21 protein-coding genes and 1 rRNA gene are annotated in these 19,279 nt (G+C 70.9%); 11 read left to right on the top strand and 11 right to left on the bottom strand.

The annotated features are described in order from the left end of the window. Positions 1 to 214: 214 nt before the first annotated feature. The 3 genes from AB0G11_RS31340 to AB0G11_RS31330 are packed head-to-tail and all read right to left on the bottom strand — an operon-like array spanning position 215 to position 2,031. A complete protein-coding gene (locus AB0G11_RS31340) occupies positions 215 to 1,153 on the bottom strand; it encodes an NAD-dependent epimerase/dehydratase family protein (RefSeq protein WP_219500828.1) in 939 nt (312 codons plus the stop codon). A 9-nt stretch (positions 1,154 to 1,162) separates the two neighbouring features. Beyond that, positions 1,163 to 1,429, bottom strand: coding sequence for a mycothiol system anti-sigma-R factor (gene rsrA, locus AB0G11_RS31335; RefSeq protein ID WP_219500826.1), 267 nt, complete (start codon positions 1,427 to 1,429; stop codon positions 1,163 to 1,165). Next, on the bottom strand, positions 1,426 to 2,031 hold the full coding sequence (locus tag AB0G11_RS31330) for a sigma-70 family RNA polymerase sigma factor (RefSeq protein ID WP_219501184.1): 606 nt from the start codon (positions 2,029 to 2,031) through the stop codon (positions 1,426 to 1,428). The genes rsrA and AB0G11_RS31330 overlap by 4 nt, the downstream gene beginning before the upstream one ends. A 233-nt stretch (positions 2,032 to 2,264) precedes the next feature. Here AB0G11_RS31330 and AB0G11_RS31325 point away from each other — a divergent pair, with 233 nt between their 5' ends. Continuing rightward, the gene (locus tag AB0G11_RS31325) at positions 2,265 to 3,026 is read left to right on the top strand and encodes a methyltransferase domain-containing protein (protein WP_219500824.1); all 762 of its coding nucleotides are present in this window, start codon (positions 2,265 to 2,267) and stop codon (positions 3,024 to 3,026) included. Here AB0G11_RS31325 and AB0G11_RS31320 read toward each other — a convergent pair. Continuing rightward, entirely contained in the window at positions 3,023 to 3,358 is a 336-nt protein-coding gene (locus AB0G11_RS31320) for a TraR/DksA family transcriptional regulator (RefSeq protein ID WP_219500822.1), read from the bottom strand. The genes AB0G11_RS31325 and AB0G11_RS31320 overlap by 4 nt on opposite strands. A gap of 148 nt (positions 3,359 to 3,506) precedes the next feature. Further along, positions 3,507 to 4,241, bottom strand: a complete 735-nt coding sequence (locus tag AB0G11_RS31315; protein WP_219500820.1) for an SOS response-associated peptidase — start codon at positions 4,239 to 4,241, stop codon at positions 3,507 to 3,509. Positions 4,242 to 4,380: 139 nt separating this feature from the next. Between AB0G11_RS31315 and aroA the strand changes: the two genes are divergently transcribed. Further along, a complete protein-coding gene (gene aroA / locus AB0G11_RS31310) occupies positions 4,381 to 5,673 on the top strand; it encodes a 3-phosphoshikimate 1-carboxyvinyltransferase (RefSeq protein ID WP_357590222.1) in 1,293 nt (430 codons plus the stop codon). A 460-nt stretch (positions 5,674 to 6,133) separates the two neighbouring features. Beyond that, complete coding sequence (rsgA, locus tag AB0G11_RS31305) at positions 6,134 to 7,174, top strand: ribosome small subunit-dependent GTPase A (protein ID WP_219501180.1); 1,041 nt, start codon at positions 6,134 to 6,136, stop codon at positions 7,172 to 7,174. A gap of 14 nt (positions 7,175 to 7,188) precedes the next feature. On the opposite strand, the gene AB0G11_RS31300 is transcribed toward rsgA, so the two are convergent. After that, positions 7,189 to 7,635 carry a YiiD C-terminal domain-containing protein gene (locus AB0G11_RS31300; RefSeq protein ID WP_219500815.1) on the bottom strand — a complete coding sequence of 149 codons (447 nt, stop codon included), beginning with the start codon at positions 7,633 to 7,635 and terminating at the stop codon, positions 7,189 to 7,191. A 115-nt stretch (positions 7,636 to 7,750) separates the two neighbouring features. Between AB0G11_RS31300 and hisN the strand changes: the two genes are divergently transcribed. Next, positions 7,751 to 8,545 (top strand): histidinol-phosphatase, encoded by a 795-nt coding sequence (hisN, locus tag AB0G11_RS31295; protein WP_357590220.1) that lies wholly within the window; start codon positions 7,751 to 7,753, stop codon positions 8,543 to 8,545. On the opposite strand, the gene AB0G11_RS31290 is transcribed toward hisN, so the two are convergent. Next, positions 8,523 to 9,308 (bottom strand): fructosamine kinase family protein, encoded by a 786-nt coding sequence (locus AB0G11_RS31290; RefSeq protein WP_219500804.1) that lies wholly within the window; start codon positions 9,306 to 9,308, stop codon positions 8,523 to 8,525. The genes hisN and AB0G11_RS31290 overlap by 23 nt on opposite strands. After that, on the bottom strand, positions 9,295 to 9,777 hold the full coding sequence (locus AB0G11_RS31285; protein ID WP_357590218.1) for a low molecular weight protein-tyrosine-phosphatase: 483 nt from the start codon (positions 9,775 to 9,777) through the stop codon (positions 9,295 to 9,297). Before AB0G11_RS31285 ends, AB0G11_RS31290 begins: the two co-directional genes overlap by 14 nt. A 111-nt stretch (positions 9,778 to 9,888) precedes the next feature. Here AB0G11_RS31285 and pstS point away from each other — a divergent pair, with 111 nt between their 5' ends. From pstS to AB0G11_RS31260, 5 genes are read left to right on the top strand one after another with little or no spacing between them, the layout of a single operon-like run. Beyond that, positions 9,889 to 10,995 carry a phosphate ABC transporter substrate-binding protein PstS gene (gene pstS / locus AB0G11_RS31280; protein ID WP_219519807.1) on the top strand — a complete coding sequence of 369 codons (1,107 nt, stop codon included), beginning with the start codon at positions 9,889 to 9,891 and terminating at the stop codon, positions 10,993 to 10,995. A 6-nt stretch (positions 10,996 to 11,001) separates the two neighbouring features. Continuing rightward, positions 11,002 to 11,982 (top strand): phosphate ABC transporter permease subunit PstC, encoded by a 981-nt coding sequence (gene pstC / locus AB0G11_RS31275; RefSeq protein ID WP_219519810.1) that lies wholly within the window; start codon positions 11,002 to 11,004, stop codon positions 11,980 to 11,982. After that, complete coding sequence (gene pstA / locus AB0G11_RS31270; protein WP_219519814.1) at positions 11,979 to 12,854, top strand: phosphate ABC transporter permease PstA; 876 nt, start codon at positions 11,979 to 11,981, stop codon at positions 12,852 to 12,854. The genes pstC and pstA overlap by 4 nt, the downstream gene beginning before the upstream one ends. A 15-nt stretch (positions 12,855 to 12,869) precedes the next feature. Then, positions 12,870 to 13,646, top strand: coding sequence for a phosphate ABC transporter ATP-binding protein PstB (gene pstB, locus AB0G11_RS31265; protein WP_219519817.1), 777 nt, complete (start codon positions 12,870 to 12,872; stop codon positions 13,644 to 13,646). Between the two features lie 23 nt (positions 13,647 to 13,669). Next, positions 13,670 to 14,368, top strand: coding sequence for a response regulator transcription factor (locus tag AB0G11_RS31260; RefSeq protein WP_308126269.1), 699 nt, complete (start codon positions 13,670 to 13,672; stop codon positions 14,366 to 14,368). On the opposite strand, the gene AB0G11_RS31255 is transcribed toward AB0G11_RS31260, so the two are convergent. Continuing rightward, positions 14,337 to 15,269 (bottom strand): serine hydrolase, encoded by a 933-nt coding sequence (locus tag AB0G11_RS31255; protein WP_357590216.1) that lies wholly within the window; start codon positions 15,267 to 15,269, stop codon positions 14,337 to 14,339. The two genes, AB0G11_RS31260 and AB0G11_RS31255, sit on opposite strands and share 32 nt — an antisense overlap. A gap of 57 nt (positions 15,270 to 15,326) precedes the next feature. After that, complete coding sequence (locus AB0G11_RS31250) at positions 15,327 to 16,214, bottom strand: phenylalanine 4-monooxygenase (protein WP_357590214.1); 888 nt, start codon at positions 16,212 to 16,214, stop codon at positions 15,327 to 15,329. A 127-nt stretch (positions 16,215 to 16,341) separates the two neighbouring features. Here AB0G11_RS31250 and AB0G11_RS31245 point away from each other — a divergent pair, with 127 nt between their 5' ends. Together AB0G11_RS31245 and AB0G11_RS31240 are read left to right on the top strand one after the other, a co-directional pair. Beyond that, entirely contained in the window at positions 16,342 to 16,794 is a 453-nt protein-coding gene (locus tag AB0G11_RS31245) for an Lrp/AsnC family transcriptional regulator (protein WP_219519996.1), read from the top strand. A 974-nt stretch (positions 16,795 to 17,768) separates the two neighbouring features. Further along, on the top strand, positions 17,769 to 19,028 hold the full coding sequence (locus tag AB0G11_RS31240) for a PQQ-binding-like beta-propeller repeat protein (protein WP_357590212.1): 1,260 nt from the start codon (positions 17,769 to 17,771) through the stop codon (positions 19,026 to 19,028). 166 nt (positions 19,029 to 19,194) lie between these two features. On the opposite strand, the gene rrf is transcribed toward AB0G11_RS31240, so the two are convergent. Then, positions 19,195 to 19,279, bottom strand: a 5S ribosomal RNA gene (gene rrf, locus AB0G11_RS31235); the annotation flags it as partial.

Genomic DNA, 19,279 nt, shown 5'->3' with positions numbered 1-19,279 from the left:
CACGCGCATCAGGTCCAGGAAACCCCTGGCGGCAGCGCTCCGCCCGCGATCACCGCGACCACGGGGGCGATGAGCACGGCGGCCGTGAACAGCCTGGCGACCATTGCCTTCAACATCCACTCGCCTCCACGTCGACTCCTGGGGCTCACGCTACAGAAGAAGGACAGCCCGTACGGGCGGAGTCACGAATCGCAAGCAAAGCGTAACCAAGCCACTACCGGAGGCGACTACGCGCCCACTCCACCGTGAGCTTCACACCAGTGGACAAATCGGTGCGCGGCTCCCAGCCCAGCCCCTCGAACGCGGGCACCGGGTCGACCGCCATCGCCGGCAGGTCACCCACACGCGGCTGCGCGAAACCGGGCTTGTCGGGCGCGCCGGCCGCGTCGGCGATCAGCGAGTGCAGCCGCCGGTCGGTGGTCTGGATGCCGGTGCCGAGGTTGAACCTGCGGCCGTTGCCGTCGGAGCCGCACGCCCGGACGAAGCCGTCGACCACGTCGTCGACGTAGACGTAGTCGCGGGTCTGCGTGCCGTCGCCGTAGAGGACCGTGGGCGTGCCGTTGAGCAGCCCGTCGGTGAAGATCGACACGACCCCGGCCTCGCCCTCGGGCGACTGGCGCGGCCCGTAGACGTTGGACAGCACCAGCGTGGTGTACTCGATCCCGTAAAGGGCGCGGAACGTCGCCAGGTAGGTCTCGCCGCTCAGCTTGGAGGCGGCGTACGGGGAGCGCGGGTCGGTGGGGGCGTCACCCGGCACCGGGATCGTCGCCGGGCGGCCGTAGACCGCGACGGACGAGGCGAACACCACCTTGCGGGTGCTGCCCTCGTGGGCCGCGGTCAGCACCGAGGCGGTGCCCTCGACGTTGAGGCTGGCGTCGTGCACCGGGTCGGCGACGCTCTTGCGCACGCTGATCTGCGCGGCCAGATGGCAGATCACCTCCGGCCGGAGGTCGGCGGCCAGCTCCCGCAGCGCGGGGTCGCGCACGTCGAGCTCGTGCAGCGTGAACCGGTCGCTCCGCGCGGCCGAGGCCAGGTTGTCGCGGCTGCCCGAGGACAGGTCGTCGACCACGGCCACCTCGTGCCCGCCCGCGAGCAGACGGTCGACGAGATTGGACCCGATGAACCCGGCACCCCCGGTAACAAGCACGCGCATGGGGGAATCCTAGTCGGCCAGATCCGCCCGTACCTGCGCGATGCGCGCCAGAACCTTGGCGCGCAGGTCTTCCGGGACCGGATCGCAGCCGCACTTCTTGGCCACGATCTGCTTGATCGCCTTGTCCAGGTCGTACTCCTGGAGGCAGGGACCGCACTCGTCGAGGTGGACGCGGATGCCCGCCACGTCGTGCTCGGTCAGCTCGCCGTCGAGGTAGGCGTAGACCTTGTCGAGGACCTCGCGGCAGTCGGTGTCATGCGGGTTGCCACAGCTCATTTCGATCCCTCCGTCGGGACCAGGCCACGCTCGCGAGCATAGTCCTCAAGGAGGCTTCTGAGCTGCCTGCGCCCACGGTGCAGCCTCGACATCACGGTGCCGATCGGAGTCCCCATGATGTCGGCGATCTCCTTGTACGGGAAGCCCTCGACGTCGGCGAGGTAGACCGCGATCCGGAACTCCTCGGGCAGTGCCGCGAGTGCTTGCTTGACGTCACCGTCGGGCAGGTGCTCCAGCGCCTCCACCTCGGCGGACTTCAAGCCGCTCGAAGTGTGGGACTCGGCCCGGGCGAGCTGCCAGTCCTCGATCTCCTCGGTGCCGGACTGCTTCGGCTCACGCTGCTTCTTGCGATAGGTGTTGATGAACGTGTTCGTCAGGATCCGGTAGAGCCACGCCTTGAGGTTGGTGCCCTGCTGGAACTGATGGAACGACGCGAACGCCTTCGCGAAGGTCTCCTGCAGCAGGTCCTCCGCGTCCGCCGGGTTTCGGGTCATCCGGAGGGCGGCCGAGTAGAGCTGCTCGAGATAAGGCATCACGTCGCGTTCGAAACGCTCGCTCCGCTGCTCCAGAGTCTCCGCGCCTGTCGCGGGCACCGGGCCCACCCCCCTAAGATCACCGGTGGCCTGCTGAGGCGGGACACCGTACTCAGGGGAGAATACCCGCTTGTCAGCGACCGGCCGGTCACCGGGGAGGGAGTCGAGCAATGTGAGCATGCTCGTCGCAACACACCCGCGCCTTCGTCTGTTCCCGCAAGATAGAAGGTGACGAACAACCCGGTGCGGGGAAAACCATACGTACCGGCTGGTAGCCATTTTCCGGAACCCAGGAGTCGCGTGTGCTGCCCATTCCGGCCGAGGAACTCAACGGCTCAGGGACGCTGGGGCCGTACTGGACCTTCTATCACGCCGTCGTCGCCGAACAGCTCACCAGATGGCTCCCTGACGAACCCTCCGTGGTCCTCGACCTGTCCGGCGGGCGTGGCCGCTGGTCCGGGCACGCGGCCAGGGCCGGCCACCGGGTGATCGAGGTGCTCGACTTCCGCCGCACCGCCGAGGGGCACCACCGGCTGCGCGACGCCGACCTCGTCCGTCACGTACGCGCCGACGACCTGTCCTTCCTGCCCGACGAGAGCGTCGACGCGGTCGTCGCCGAGGAACGGGCGATGTCGATCGAGCTCATGGCTGAGTCGGCGATGAGCGACGTGGCGCGGGTGCTGCGCCCGGGCGGTCGGGCGCTGGTGTGCGTCGACTCGCTCGTGCTCGGCATGGCGATCCTGGCCGAGCAGGGCCAGTGGCAGCACCTGCGGCAGACGGGCGAGGTCATGCTCGTGCCGTGGCCCGACGGCAGCATCACCCGCTGCTTCAGCAGCGGCCAGCTGCGCGAGCTGCTGGCCGGCGCCGGGCTGGAGGTGGAGTGGATGCGCCCGCGCACGGTGCTGTCGCCGTCGACGGTCGACCACGTGCTCGGCGGCGACACGCGGACCCTCGCCTACCTCGTGCGCACCGAGCTGGAGGCCAAGCCCGCCGACGACGACACGGTGGGCATCCACCTGGTGGCCAGCGCCCGCAAGAGCGGAGCGCCAGCGGGCGACGGCTAGCGACCCCGGCGCTCCCGCTTGCCCTGGCACTGCACGCACCGGGCGGCCTCGGGGCGCGCCTCCAGGCGGCCCTCGGGCACCGGGCTGGCGCAGTCGACGCACTTGCCGTAGGTGCCCTCGTCCAGGCGCTTGAGCGCCTCGACGACCGCCCGGCGCTGCGTGGTGGCCACGGCCACCATGGCCTGCGCGCGGTCGGCGTCGGTCAGGTCCGCGCCCGCGTCGGCCGCCGAACGCTCGCGGATCGCCACCGGATCGCCCTGGAGCACCGCGATCGACCGATCCAGCTCTGCCAGCATCTCTTCCAGCCGCTCACGAGCGGTCGTGACGTCCACGAATCCGCACCTCCGGGAAAGTGAGGGCAACCCGCGGCGGAAAGATCCCCGGTAATCCCGCCCGGCGCTGTTTGTATAGGGGTGATTCCGTGTGAACGGATGTAAAGCTTTCCTCACCGGATGCCCACTACACGCGCTTCTTACACCTTTACGAATCCCCTTCGGGCAAGGGCTTGATGAGGTCCGGGCCATTGTTGCGGACATTGTTGACCTCGGTGCTGACCGGATGCGCGGTCAGCCGCCCGGGATCGGCCGGCACCAGCAGCCCCGAGGCCGCCTTCGTGTCGGTCAGCTTCGGGTCGAGCCACTCGGCCCACCGCTCCGGCTCGATCATCATCGGCATCCGGTCGTGGATGCGCCCCAGCTCGTCCTCCGCGTCCGTGGTGATCACCGTGCACGTGACCAGCCACTTCAGCGGATCGTCGTCGTCGCGCGAGGGGTCCTTCCAGAACTCGTACAGCCCCGCCATCGCCAGCACCCCGCCGTCGGCCGGATGGATGAAGTACGGCTGTTTCTTCTTCTTGTCACCCTCGACCGGCATCCACTCGAAGTAGCCGTCGGCCGGGAGCAAGCAGCGCCGCTTGGCGAACGCCTGCCGGTAGGACGGCTTCTCCGCCACGGTCTCGATCCTGGCGTTGATCATCCGTGACCCGACGGACGGATCCTTCGCCCAGGCCGGCACCAGCCCCCACTTCACGACCCGCAACTGCCGCACCGCCCGCTCGGCGTCCTTCGGGACCCGGCTGAGCACGGCGTAGACGTTCTTCGTCGGCGCCACGTTGTAGTCGGGCGCCAGCTCCTTGTCCGGCTCGGCGTCCAGCTCCACCTGGAACTCCTCCAGCAGCTGGTGCTTGTCCCGCGCCGACGCGTATCTCCCGCACATGCCCTCACACTGCCACGTACGCCTTTCGCGTGCAGGTGCGAACCCGCGCCGGAAGTCCTCCGAGTCGCTCGTCCACAGGCGCCCCCTGCTTGTCCACAGGGCACTGCTCCCCCGCACGCGGGGCCAGTAGTCTTTGGCCATGCCCAACGCGCACTGGCCCGCCCCGCTCGCCACCGCACCCGTCGTCGCGACCGTCCCGCTGCCCGGGTCCAAGTCGGTGACCAACCGCGCCCTCCTGCTCGCCGCGCTCGCCGACGGCCCCGGTTCCGTACGCCAGGCGCTCCGCAGCCGCGACGCCGATCTGATGGCGGCGGCCCTGCGCGCCCTGGGCGCCACGCTCACGGCCACGGCCGAGACCCCGTCCAGCGTCGACTGGCAGGTGACGCCCGGCCCCGTCCGCGCGGGCGCCTCCATCGACGCCGGCCTCGCGGGCACGGTCATGCGTTTCGTCCCCCCGATGGCCGCGCTCGCCGACGGCCCGGTCTCCTTCGACGGCGACCCGCACGCCCGCAAGCGCCCGATGGGGCCCATCCTCGACGCCCTGCGCGCCCTCGGCGCCCGCGTCGACAACGACGCGCTGCCGTTCACCGTCCACGGCCCCCTGACCGGCGGCGAGGTCACGCTCGACGCCTCGGCCTCCTCGCAGTTCGTCTCCGGGCTGCTGCTGACGGCCGCCCGGTTCGGCAAGGGCGTCACGATCCGCCACGTCGGCCCGCCGGTCCCGTCCCAGCCGCACATCGAGATGACGATCCACATGCTGCGCGAGGCGGGCGTCCGCGTCGACGACAGCGAGCCCGACGTGTGGCGCGTCGAGCCCGGCCCCATCGCGGCCCGCGACTGGGTGGTGGAGCCCGATCTGTCCAACGCCGCCCCGTTCCTGTCGGCCGCCCTCGTCACCGGCGGCACGGTCACCGTCCCGCACTGGCCGCTCAGGACCACGCAGCCGGGCGACGCCCTGCGCACCCTGCTCACCGACATGGGCGCCCGGGTGGCCTGGGGAGGCGCCTCGTCCGGCGGCGTCGACGACCTGGTCGTCACCGGCACCGGTGAGATCCGCGGCATCGACGCCGACCTGCGCGCGGTCGGCGAGCTCACCCCGACGATCGCCGCCCTGGCCGCCCTGGCCGTCTCCCCCACCCGCCTGCGCGGCATCGCCCACCTGCGCGGCCACGAGACCAACCGGCTCGCCGCCCTCGTCACCGAGATCAACGCCCTGGGCGGCGACGCCGAGGAGACCGACGACGGCCTCGTCGTCCGGCCCCGGCCCCTGCACGGCGGCACCTTCCACAGCTACGACGACCACCGCATGGCCACGGCCGGCGCCGTCATCGGCCTCGCGGTCCCGGGCATCGAGGTCGAGAACATCGCCACGACCGCCAAGACCCTGCCGGAGTTCGCCCAGATGTGGACCACCATGCTGGCCCCCCGATGACCGGGCGGCCGCCCACGCCCAGCACCATGCCCGCCTACCGGAGCCCGAGAACGCCCCCGCATGACCACGCTCCGGCCCGCCCGGGTAGCGCGCCCGCGGGCGCCCCACCCCGGCGAGCGACACCCCGTACAAGAGGCTGCCTGGACCGTGCGGGCAGAGCGCCGTACGGGCGGATTGCGCCCGCTGGGGCCTTCAGGCGGGACGCGCGGCCCCGGACGGGCGGATCGCCGTGCCGGCCGGTTGCGCCGGCTGGGGCCTTCGGGTGGGGGCGCGCGGCCCCGGGCGGGCGGGGCTTCGTCGCCGTGGTGTGGGGCTGCTTCCCCGCAGTGGGGGTGGTTACGGTGGGGGATGCCGTTCCCGGGGGATACCGGGTGTGGAGCGGGCATAGGTCCGCAGTGGGCCGGGCGCCCGTGAGGGGCGACGGCGGACGAGGATCGAGCGAGCACATGGGAGTGGACCGCTGAGAAAGCGGGAGTACGACGAGGACGACGTGCGGGTCAGGCCGGGCAAGGGTTCGAGGCCGCGGACCCGGATTCGGCCTGCGCACGAGGATGCCGTTGAGGGGTTCGTGGTCGCCGTGGACCGGGGCCGCTACACGACGCTGGTGGAGCCGGAGCGGGCCAAGGGCTCGGCGGCCAAGCGCAGGCAGCAGGCGTCCCGGCTGGTCGTGGCCATGAAGGCGCGGGAGCTGGGCCGTAAGGGGATCGTGGTCGGCGACCGGGTGGCGCTGGTGGGCGACGTGTCGGGGCAGCCTGACACGCTGGCCCGGGTGGTCCGGGTGGAGCCGCGGACGTCGATGCTGCGGCGTTCGGCGGACGACACGGACGACACGGACGGGATCGAGCGGCCGGTGGTGGCGAACGCCGATCAGCTGGTGATCGTGACGGCGCTGGCCGATCCGCCGCCCCGGCCGCGCATGATCGACCGCATGCTGGTGGCGGCGTTCGACGCGGAGATCGACGCGCTGCTGTGCCTGACGAAGTCGGACCTGGCGCCGCCGGACGAGCTGGTGGCGCTGTACGAGCCGCTGGGGGTCCCGCATGTGGTGGTGCGCAAGGGCGGGGCGCTGGACGAGTTGCGCGAGCTGCTGACGGGCCGGATCAGCGTGCTGGTGGGGCATTCGGGGGTGGGCAAGTCGACGCTGGTCAACAGCCTCGTCCCGGACGCGAACCGCGCGGTGTCGCATGTCAACGCCGTGACGGGCCGGGGGCGGCACACGTCCACGTCGGCCGTGGCGCTGGAGCTGCCGGAGGGCGGCTGGATCATCGACACGCCGGGGGTGCGGAGTTTCGGGCTGGCGCACGTGTCCGTGGAGACGGTGCTGGCGTCGTTCCCTGACCTGGTGGAGGGCACGGTCGCCTGCCCGAAGGGGTGCACGCATCTGGCCGACGGCTGTGCGCTGGACGCCTGGGCAGCGCAGGGGCACGCCGATCCGGCGCGGCTGGAGTCGTTGCGCCGTCTGCTCTCCAGCCGCGAGGGAGCTCCGGACGACCCGGCCTGACGGCGGAGAGCCGGTCAGGCGCGGTTCGGCCGGAGGGTCCAGGTGACGGTGAGGGTGGCGACGGTGGTGCCGCCGGCGTCGCGCACGTCGACCTCGACGCCGAACTCGGCCCGCTCGCCCGCGTCGAGCCGGGCCACGACGTCCGCGCGTTCGGCCTGCAGGTGCGCCTCGGCGGTGATCTCGCCCTTGGCGAGCTTGACGTAGCGGACGGCGGAGGTGGCGACGAGCGGGACGGCCCGGTCGAGCTGGTCGCCGAACACCGACAGCATGGCGGCGCCGGACGCCGACTCGGCGAGCGTGAACATGGCTCCGGCGTGCGGTCCGCCGATGTGGTTGTGCAGGTCCGGCCGGTCAGGCAGCACGCAGGTGGCGCGGCCGTCGCCGGTCGAGGAGAACGTGATGCCGAGGGTGCGGGCGAAGGGCACCGTCTGGAGCAGCAGGTCGCCGACGTCGAGTGACATACCTCTTACCCTACTGGCCGGTAACCACAAGACCCACGCCTGGAACGGGACTTACCAGAAAAGGCGCGCCCGTCGCCTGATGCTCGGCATACCCGGCACGGTAGCGTGGCTGTCCGTGCAGGGTTACAACGACGATCTACGCCTCGCGCATGTCATGGCGGACGCCGCCGACGACCTGACCATGCGCCGGTTTAAGGCGGTCGACCTCAAGGTCGAGACGAAGCCCGACCTGACTCCGGTCAGCGACGCCGACCGGGCCGTGGAGGAGGCGATCCGGGGCACGCTGCGCCGCGCCAGGCCGCGTGACGCGGTCGTGGGCGAGGAGTACGGCGAGACCGGCTGGGGCGCCAGGTCGTGGATCATCGACCCCATCGACGGCACGAAGAACTACGTGCGCGGCGTCCCGGTGTGGGCGACGCTGATCGGGCTGATGGAGTACGGCAAGGTCGTCGTCGGCCTGGTGTCGGCCCCGGCGCTGGGCCGCAGGTGGTGGGCGGCGGCCGGGGGCGGCGCGTGGACCGGCAAGAGCCTGACCAAGGCGAGCCGGATGCGCGTGTCGCAGGTGTCGACGCTGGAGGACGCCTCGTTCTCCTACTCCAGCTTCGGCGGCTGGGAGAAGATCGGCCGCCTGGACAACTTCCTGGACCTGGGCGGCGCCTGCTGGCGGACGCGGGCGTACGGAGACTTCTGGTCGCACATGATGGTCGCCGAGGGCTCGGTGGACGTGTCGGCCGAGCCGGAGCTGTCGCCGTGGGACATGGCGGCGCTGACGGTGATCGTCGAGGAGGCGGGCGGCCGCTGGACCGACGTGTCGGGAGTGCGCGGCATGGAGGGCGGCAGCCTGGTGTGCACGAACGGCCTCCTGCACGACGAGGTCATCCACCGCCTCACAGCGCCAGCACGTTCCTGACGGCCGCCATCAGCCCGTCGCGGTACGCGCCGCCGTACAGCACGACGTGCACGAGCAGCGGGTGGAGCTGGTGCAGCGACACCCGCTCCCGCCAGCCGTCGGCGAGCGGCGCCTCCTCGCGGTAGGCGCCGAGGATCCGGTCCAGGTACGGGGCGCCGAACAGGGCGAGCATGGCCAGATCGGTCTCGCGGTGCCCGCCGTGCGCCGCCGGGTCGACGAGCACGCCGGTGCCCGCCGACCACAGCAGGTTGCCGCTCCACAGGTCGCCGTGGATGCGCGCGGGCGGCTCGGGCGCACCGGCGACCTCGCCGAACCGCTCGACGGCGCGCTCGATCAGATGAACGTCCCGTGAAGCGAGCCGCGCCCGCCGTACGAACGGCAGGACGCGGCGGGTGGCGTAGAAGGACGGCCAGTCGGGCGCAGCCGAGTTGTCCATGGGCAGCTCGGCGATGAAGCCCGGCCAGGGCGCGCCGAAGGCGGGCGCCCCGGCGCGGTGCATGCGGGCCAGGTCGCGCCCGAAGCGTTCGGCGGCCCCGGCGGTGGGCGGCTCCTCCTCCACCCATGACAGCACGAGCCGGTCGTCGGCGGCCTCGATCACCTCGGGGACCGTGACTGCCTCGCCGAGCCAGCGCAGCCCGGCCGCCTCGGAGGTGAACACCGGAGAAACGGCCCCGATCTTGGCGAAGACCACGCGCCCGTCGTCGAGCACGCCCCGCTGCAGCCGCCACCCGTGGGACGCGCCGAGGTCCTCAGCCGATCTCATCGGCGATGTGGTCGGCCACGCCCTCGGCGGCCGCCTCGACCAGCGCGAGGACTTCCACGAAGCCCTCGTCGCCGCCGTAGTAGGGGTCGGGGACCTCGGCGCCGTCGGGGGCCGCCGGGTCGAAGGAGCGGAACAGCCGCACCTCCACCCCGGCGGGCGCCATCCGGCGCAGGAACGCCTGGTTGTCGCGGTCCATGGCAAGGACCAGGTCATATCGGTCGAACCAGTCACGGGTGAACTGCCGGGCGCTGTGGTCGGCGCCGTCGTAGCCGTGCTCGGCCAGGACGCGCAGGGCCCGCTCGTCCATCGGCCCGCCGGCGTGCCAGCCGCCGGTGCCGGCGCTCTCCACGATCACCCGGTCGCCCAGGCCGCGGTCGGCCACGACCTTGCGGAGAACCGTCTCGGCCATCGGCGAGCGGCAAATGTTTCCCATGCATACGACACATACGCGGTACGTCAGTGAGGTCATGTCTTCAATCATGAGGTGTTCACCGTCCGTTCACCCTCGTTAGGGGATCGAGTCACCTTGGCTGCATAGCTTCGTGGACGTCTAAGGATCGAAGTGGGAGAGGAACCCATCGTGAAGTATGCAGGCCGGCTCGCCGCCGTCGCCGTCGTCGGCGCGCTCTCGCTCGCTGCGTGCGGCACAGATAACAACTCGCCGGCTGGCAGCACCAGCTCGGCCGCCGCCACCTCCGCCGCGAGCGGTGACAGCAGCCTGAGCGGATCGATCAACGCCGCCGGCTCCTCGGCCCAGGCCAACGCGATCGACCAGTGGAAGAAGGACTTCCAGGGCGCCAACTCCGGGGTCAGCGTCAACTACCAGCCCAGCGGTTCGGGCGCCGGCATCCAGGCGTTCATCGCCGGCACGGTGGCGTTCGCGGGTTCCGACTCGGCGCTGAAGGAGGACGAGCCCGCCCAGGCCGACGCGCGCTGCAAGACCGGCAAGGCCATCAACATCCCGATGGTGACCGGCCCGGTCGCGGTGGTCTACAACCTGCCCGGCGTCGAGGGCGTGCAGCTGTCGCCGAAGACGCTCGCCGGCATCTTCAACAGCAAGATCACCAAGTGGGACGACCCGGCCATCAAGGCCGAGAACCCCGAGGCGCAGCTTCCCTCGACCCCGATCCAGGCGTTCCACCGCTCGGACGAGTCGGGCACCAGCGACAACTTCACCAAGTTCCTCAAGGCCACCTCCGACTGGCCGTACGAGCCGGGCAAGGCGTGGCCGGCCGAGGCCAAGGGCCAGGGCGCCAAGGGCTCCGACCAGGTCGCCGCCAGCGTCAAGGGCACCGAGGGCGCGATCGGTTACGTCGAGCTCTCCTACGCCGAGAACTCCGAGCTCCAGAAGGCCAAGGTGGCCAACGGCAGCGGCGAGTTCGTCGAGCTGACCCCGGAGAGCGCGGCCAAGACGGTCGAGACCGCCGAGATCACCGGCACCGGCAACGACCTCAAGCTCTCGATCGACTACGCCACCAAGACGCCGGGCGCCTACCCGATCGTCCTGGTCACGTACGAGATCACCTGCGAGAAGGGTCTGCCCGCCGAGGACGCCAAGCTGGTCAAGGCCTTCCTGACCTACACCGCCAGCGACGCGGGCCAGAAGGCGCTGACCGACCTGGGCTACGCCCCGCTGTCGGGCGACCTGCTGGTCAAGGTCCGCTCCGCCGTCGAGGCCATCTCCTAGTCACCGATGACGACCAAAGTCGAAATTCGCGAGGGCGGACCGGCCACGAGCCGGCCCGCCCCGCGGCGCACCTCCAGTGAGGGCCTGTTCCGCTGGCTGTCCACCGGTTCGGGCATCGTCCTGCTGGGCATCATGGCGGCCATCGCGGTCTTCCTCGTCGCCGAGGCGATCCCCGCGCTGTCCGCCAACAAGGCCAACTTCTTCACGGAGCTGACCTGGGACCCCAACGGCAGCCTGGTGTTCGGCATCGGCGCGCTCGCGTTCGGCACCGTGCTCAGCTCGGCGATCGCGCTGGTCATCGCCACGCCGGTCGCGGTGGGCGTCGCGCTGTTCATCTCCCACTACGCGCCGCGCAAGCTGGCGGCGGGCCTGGGCTACCTGATCGACCTGCTGGCCGCGGTGCCGAGTGTGATCTACGGCCTGTGGGGCGTGGCGTTCCTGGTGCCGCTGCTGAAGACGCCGTCGGAGTGGCTGAACGCCACGTTCGGCTGGTTCCCGCTGTTCGCCGGTGACGGTGCGATCGGCGGCAAGACCATGCTCGCGGGCGGCATCGTCCTGGCGATCATGATCCTGCCGATCATCGCGGCCATCTCCCGCGAGGTCTTCCTCCAGGCTCCCAAGATGAACGAGGAGGCCGCGCTCGCCCTCGGCGCCACCCGCTGGGAGATGATCCGGATGGCCGTGCTGCCGTTCGGCCGTCCCGGCGTGATCAGCGCCGCGATGCTCGGCCTGGGCCGCGCGATGGGCGAGACGATCGCGGTGGCGCTGATCTTCCCGGCGACGTTCGGCATCAGCTTCCAGATCCTCACCCCGCAGGGCAACAGCATCGCCGCCAACATCGCCAACGGCTTCGGCGAGGCGGGCGACATCGGCCGGGGCGCGCTGATCGCCTCCGGTCTCGTGCTGTTCGTCATCACCCTGCTCGTCAACATGGCTGCTCGCATGATCATCAACCGACGCAAAGAGTTCATGAAGGCCGGCACATGACCACCATCCAGCACATCTCGACCGGCCGCCGGGTCAAGGACCGCATCGTCCAGGGCCTGGTCTATCTGGCGTTCGCGCTGGCCGTGGTGCCGCTCGTCTCCGTGCTCTGGCTGGTGATCTCCAACGGCCTGGCGCGCTTCGACATGGAGTTCCTCACCCACTCGATGCGCAACATCGGCGCACGCGACGCGGGCGGCGGCGCCTACCACGCCATCATCGGCACCCTGGAACAGGTTCTGCTGGCCTCGGTGATCTCGGTCCCGATCGGCCTGCTGACCGCCATCTACCTGGTGGAGTACGGCAACGGCGGCCGGCTCAGCCGGGCCATCAGCTTCTTCGTCGACGTCATGACCGGCATCCCCTCGGTGGTCGCCGGTCTGTTCGTGCTGGCGTTCTGGATCCTGTTCCTGGGCATGCCCTACTCGGGTTTCGCGGGCGCGATGGCGCTGTCGATCCTGATGATGCCGACCGTGGTGCGGTCGGCCGAGGAGATGCTCCGACTGGTGCCGGGCGACCTGCGCGAGGCCTCGTACGCGCTGGGCGTGCCCAAGTGGCGCACGATCGTCAAGGTCGTGCTGCCGACGGCGCTCACCGGCATCATCACCGGCGTCATGCTGGCCGTGGCCCGCGTGGCCGGCGAGACCGCGCCGCTGCTGCTGACCGTCTTCTTCACCGACTCCATCAACAACGACCCGTTCAGCGGGCCGCAGATGGGGCTCCCCCTCTTCGTGTTCGACCAGGCGGCGCGTCCCAACGACACCGCCATCGACCGGGCCTGGACCGGAGCCCTCACGCTCATTCTGATCGTCATGCTGTTCAACCTGGTGGCGCGCCTGATCGCCTGGTGGCGCTCGCCCGCCAGGGGCCGATAGGGGGAACTCCGCGACATGTCCAAGCAAATCCAGGTCTCCGGACTCGACGCCTACTACGGCGGGCACAAGGCCATCGAGGATGTCTCGATGACCATCGAGCCGCGCTCGATCACGGCCTTCATCGGCCCGTCCGGGTGCGGCAAGTCGACGTTCCTGCGCACCCTCAACCGCATGCACGAGGTCATCCCGGGCGCGCGAGTCGAGGGCAAGGTGCTGCTCGACGGCGAGGACCTCTACGCCCCCACGGTCGAGCCCGTCTCGGTGCGCCGCATGATCGGCATGGTCTTCCAGCGGCCCAACCCGTTCCCCACCATGTCCATCTACGAGAACGTGGCCGCCGGCCTGCGCCTCAACGGCCGCGTCTCCAAGTCCGAGATGGACGGCGTGGTCGAGGAGTCGCTCAAGGGCGCCAACCTCTGGAACGAGGTCAAGGACCGGCTCAGCAAGCCCGGCGCCGGCCTGTCCGGCGGTCAGCAGCAGCGGCTGTGCATCGCCCGCGCGATCGCGGTCAAGCCGCAGGTGCTGCTCATGGACGAGCCCTGCTCGGCCCTCGACCCGATCTCCACGCTGGCGATCGAGGACCTGATGGCCAAGCTCAAGGACGACTACACGATCGTCATCGTCACCCACAACATGCAGCAGGCCGCCCGGGTGAGCGACCGCACCGCGTTCTTCAACCTGGCCGAGCAGGGCAAGCCCGGCAAGGTCATCGAGATGGACGAGACCTCCCGCATGTTCACCAACCCCTCCGAAAAGGCCACCGAGGACTACATCACCGGGCGCTTCGGCTGATGATCGACCAGGCGGCAAGCACGGTGAACGGGGATACGCGGACGAAACCCGTACTCCTCATCGCCGACCCCGATGCCGAGGTCGTGCAGGATGTCGCCGCCGCCCTCGAACGCGAGGGCGTCGCGGTCACGGGCGCCCCCGACGGCGCCCAGGGGCTGCTCCAGGCAGGCGCGCTGCAGCCGGACGTGGTGCTGGTCTCGGCGACCCTCCCGGTGATCGACGCGGTCGACTTCGTTCAGGCGGTACGGCGCTCCCGGGTCGTGCCCGTCCTTCTCGGCGTCGGTGAGGGGCACGCCGAGCAGGCGGTGCGCGCGCTCGCCGCCGGCGCCGCCGCGTGCGTGGCCCGCCCGTACCGGGTGCCGGAGCTGCTGCCGTTCATCCACGCCGCGTCCCCGGAGGCGCGCAAGGTGCTCGCCGTCGGCGGCGTGGAGCTGGACGTGCACGCCTATCAGGTACGGGTCGACGGGCGGATCGTGCATCTGCCGTTGCGCGAGTTCGAGCTGCTGCACTATCTGATGCGCAACGCGGACCGGACGGTCACCCGCGAGCAGATCATGCGCCACGTGTGGCACGCGGCGGCCAGCACGTCGACCAACACGATCGCGGTGCACGTCAAGCGGCTGCGGGCGCGGCTGGGCGACGACGACGACCGGCTCATCCAGACCGTGCGCGGCGTCGGCTACCGGCTGGTCACGCCCGGCACTTCCGGAACGACCGCATGATCCGCGTGGTCACCCCTTCGACGGTCGCGATCCCGTAACCGGCCTCCGGGCTGCCCTCGGTGAGCACCGCGATCGCGTAGTCGTGGCCGCGGGCGCGCAGCAGGCCGGCGCTGACGACGGCCCAGCGCTTGGTCGAGACGCGCTTCAGCCAGCCGTTCTTCAGCGCCACGCGGTCGCCCCGGCACCTGGCGGTGCTGATGCCCCAGTTCTGGCCGTCGATCACGCCGCCCATGAGCCTGAGCACCTGTTCGCGGTCCGCGGCGGGCAGCGCACTGCGCTCCGCGACGAGCGCCCGCATGAGCCGGACCTGGTCCTCGGCCGACGTCCGCGTGATGCCCCAGCAGTAGAGGTCGACGCACGAGCCGGGCACGCCCGCCGTGTGGCGCAGGCCGAGCTTCCGTCCCGCCCGGGTGAAACCGGGCGCGCCGCCGATGCGCAGCCACAGCCGGTCGGCGGCGTGGTTGTCGCTGTAGCGGATCATCAGGTCGGCGTCCCGCCTGACCTGCGCGGGAAGCTTCTTCCACGCGGTACGCAGCAGCAGCGCGGCGAGGATCTGGACCTTGGCGGTGCTGGCGGTGATGAGCCGCTCGCCGCGGTGATAGCGATACTGCCTCCCGGTGGTCAGGTCCTTGACCATCGCGGTGACGGGCCCCGGCCGGCCGGCCAGGAAGCGGTCCAGCAGGGCGGTGACGCGCTTGGCGTCGACGCGCGGCGCCTTGCGACGGGCCGCCCGCCTGCCGCCGGGCGCGGGGACCGGCGGCCCGAGCGCCTCGGCGGCCCGCCCGGGGCCCGTCACCGCGCGCGTCACGCCCTGCCGGGGCGCCGCGGCGGCGGCGCCGGTGGGGAGGCTCGAGACAGCGTGGGGAGTCAGCAGGGCGAACGCCAGGACGATTCGTGACAATGCGCGCCCCCGGCCCGCGATCATTCGAGCATTATCACGAAATGTCAGGCTGGCGCGCTAGGAGCTGGTGGCGACCACTTTCGCGATCGAGTCGTCGTCGCAGGTCGCCCAGAAGTCGCCCACGACGTCCTCCAGGTGCCCGAGCGAGTCGGCCTGGAACAGCACGTCCTGATATTTCGTGATGTCGTAGTGGGTGGTACCCATCGCCGCCACGTCCAGCGGCCGGATGTCCATCCCCCTGAACTCCTCGATCTCCCCGTACGAAGACAGAATCCCCGCCCCGTACGCCCGCAGCTCACCGCCCTCCCGCATCACGCCGAACTCCAGCGTGAACCAGAACACCTTCGAGACGAACTCCAGCGCCTCCTCGCCCTCCACCCGGCGCGCCGCCTGGCCCGCCAGCCGGTAGAGCGCCGCGTAACGGTCACTGGCCAGCGCGTTGGCGTGCCCGATCACCTCGTGCACCACGTCCGGCTCCGGCGTGTAGAACGGCACGGAATGGTGGCGGATGTACTGCGTCGAGTGGAAGTACCCGTCGGCCAGCACCCCGTAGAAGTCGCGCAGCGGCACCAGCCCGGCAGCCGGTAGGTAGCGGAACCCGGTGAGCGGTTCGAGCAGCTCGCTCACCTCCTGGAGCTGCGGGATCCGCTCACGCGGCAGCCCCAGCCGCTCGACCCCGGCCAGATACTCGGCCGTGGCGTAGGCGCGGTGCTTGACGCCCAGTTCCCTGGTGACCAGCGCCCAGACCTCGTGCTCCTGCTCGGTGTACTCGGCGACGGGGATCGGCTCCCCACGCCGATGGTTGACCGCCAGCCCGGCGATCGCGTTGCGCCGCGCCCGATACACCGGATCGGCGAACCCCGGGTGCGACGAGGCCAGCTCGACCACCACCGAGCCGTCGTCCTGGGTAGCGATCGGGGCGAAGTACTGTGCTTCCTCGAACATGTCTCAGATGACAGCAAGTCCCCAGATCCCTGGCAAGAGCGCGCAGTTTCCCTGCGCGATACGCTGGATTTCGTACGACTTTTGCTGGTATTTCTAGTCGAATCGCACAGCCTTCGAGGAGGCCGCCGTGGACGATCTCGACGCCCGACTGCTCGTCACCATGCGGGCCCACCCGCGAGTCGGCCTGACCGAGCTCGCCCGCCTGCTCGGCGTCGCCCGCGGCACCGTACAGGCCCGGGTGGACAAGCTCACGGCCCGCGGCGTGATCCAGGACTTCGGCCCCACCGTGTCACCCGCCCACGCGGGACACCCCATCCTGGCGTTCGTGTGGCTGCAGATCGCCCAGGGCCGGCTGGCGGAGGCCGTCGAGTCGTTGCGCGCCGTGCCGCAGATCCTGGAGGCCCACGGCACCAGCGGCCAGCACGACCTGCTCTGCCGCGTGGTCGCCACCAGCACCGACCACCTCCAGGAGATCATCGCGCACATCCTGACCTCCCCCGCCGTGCAGCGCACCGACTCCACCATCGCCCTCTCCACCCAGATCCCGTACCGGATCGAACCCCTGCTCCAAGCCCGCTGATAGCATCCCCCCGGCCCTCGCCGCCGTCGGCCGTGAGCCGCGCGGGGCTGCCCCGGTGCCCGTCACCAGGAGCTCACCGCCCTGGGCGAGGGCCGTGGCCGGACGCCCGCCGCGCACCCGCCACGCCAGGAAGCAGCACACCTGATCGGGGACACCGCATGACCAACCCGCCCACCCCCGCTGGGGACTTCGGAGGGCCCCCGGGGGACGACGCCACCTCGCCACCGGTCCTGGACGCCACCTCACCACCGGTTCTGGGCGACCCCGGGACCACGCCCCCCGCCGGCACCAGGCCACCCACCGACACCACGCCACCGGACACGCCCGCCCCCTGGTCACCCCCGGACCAGCCTGGCGAGCCCCCGCCGACGCCGTGGTCCGGCCCCTCGTCCCCACCGGCGCCCTTCCCCCCACCCCACGGAACGCCACCTCCCCCGCCACCCGGCCAGCCGATGCCGCCCGGGCACGTCGGTCCGCCCCTGTCCGGTCAGCCGATGCCGCCACCGCCGGGGCAGCCGTCTCCGCAACCGTGGAACCCGTACGGGCCGCCACCATCGCCCAACACCGGACCGCCTCTGCCCTCGCCCCCACAGGGACCGGCCCCCTACGAGCCCGCCCCGTACGTCGCCGTCCCCCACGAGCCCGCCCCGTACGGCGCCGCACCCGACAAGCCGGCCCCGTACGAGCCCGCCCCATACAAGCCAGCACCGTACGAGCCTCTCCCGTACGGGCCTGTGCAGCCGAACAGCGGTCCGCCCGCGTACCGGCCACCCGCAGCCCGGGAGACTGCCCCGCGCGGCTCGGCCCCGCAGGCGCAGCTGTACCTCCGGGGGAAGGCGGGAACGGCTCCAGGCCAAGGGCCGTGGGGCGGCCAGCCCCAGCAACCGCCGCCTCGGCGCAAGGGCAAGACCGCCCTCATCGCAACCTTCAGCGCACTGGCCCTGCTCGGGACGGGCGGCGGCATCGCCTGGTACGTGACGCAGTCCGGCACCCCGGACCCGGTGGCCGCGACCAGCCCCGACCCCCAGAAGCCCGAGGAGCCGAAGAAGGCCGAGCCCGGGGTGCCCGAATGGTCGGTGCCCCTCGCCGGGCACGGCACCATGGACTTCACCGCCGGCATGGCGTTCGCCAGTTGGCTGACCGACACCACGGTCATCAGGGCCCAGAAGGACGCCGTCCTCGCCTACGCCCTGAACACCGGCAAACAAGCCTGGAACCTCCCCGCCCCCGGCAAGCAGCTCTGCGGTGCCACCCCGGAGCTGTCCGAGAACGCCGCCGCCATTGCGTACATGACCGAAGGCCGCTGCGACCAGCTCGCCGGTCTCGACGCCGCCACCGGCAAGCTCACCTGGAAGACCGGGATCTCGTCCGAGAAGAGCTCCCTGAGCGGATCGCTGACGGTGCCGACCATCATGTCGACGGCGAACATGGCCGTCGTCCAGGTCGACGACACGCTCACCAGCTACCGGCTCTCCGACGGCGGCAAGGCCTGGACCTGGTCCCCCCGGAAGGGCTGCTACCTGAAGGACGCCAACTCCGCCCCCGACCGCGTGGTGGTCCTGCTCGACTGCGATGGCGGCAAGCGCAACAGTGTCCAGGTCCTGCACCCGGCGACCGGCCGCGTCGCCGGCAAATACCCCATCGGCGACATCCCACTGATGAACGGCGTCCTGTCGGCGAAGCCGATCGTCATCCATCGCAAGGCCCGCAGCGGCGACGTGTTCACCGTGTACGCGTCGACGGGCAAGGTGAGCGAGTTCAACGCGGGCAGCGCCGACATGCGCACCCTCAACAGCGTCGCGCTCGTCCGGGGCGGCCACGAACGCCGCGCGTACGCGGTGCACGGCGACCGCCTCTACCTGGCGACCAAGCTGGAGCACCTGCCCAAGGACGGAGGCGGCTACCGCAACAAGGCTCTCGCCTTCGACCTCAAGACCGGCCGCCGCCTCTGGCAGTCGACGGGCACCGGCAAGACGACGCTCTCCTTCATCCGCGCCGACGAACAGGGACTCCTGGCCCTGGAGGTCGGCGACTGGCGCGAGCTCGCCCCCCGCCTCGTCCGCTTCGACCCCGCCAGCGGCAAAGCCCAGGAACTCGCGACACTCCCCCTGAAATACGGCACCGAGGCCGACCGTGGCCAGGTGTACGAGCGCGACGGCGCGGTCATCATCGTCCCCTGGACCTCAGTGGTCAGCAAGAACGCGGTGAGCTACATCGACACGAACCAGTCCTGACCAACCGACTCCGTACGTGGTGACGGACCGGGCCAGTAGTTACGCCGGGTCCGTCACCACCAGAAGCCGGCCCTGAAACACGAAAAGGCCCCCAGTCTCCTGGAAGCCATATCGTGAACGTAGAGAAGGCCCCGACAAATCTGTCGGGGCCTTCTCCTGAAAGATTGTCCGGCGGTGACCTACTCTCCCACACCCTCCCGAGTGCAGTACCATCGGCGCAGGGAAGCTTAACTTCCGGGTTCGGAATGTAA

It is taken from the genome of Nonomuraea sp. NPDC023979 (assembly GCF_040639085.1).
GTDB lineage: Bacteria > Actinomycetota > Actinomycetes > Streptosporangiales > Streptosporangiaceae > Nonomuraea > Nonomuraea ceibae.
This window is presented reverse-complemented; position numbering and strand designations above follow the sequence as displayed.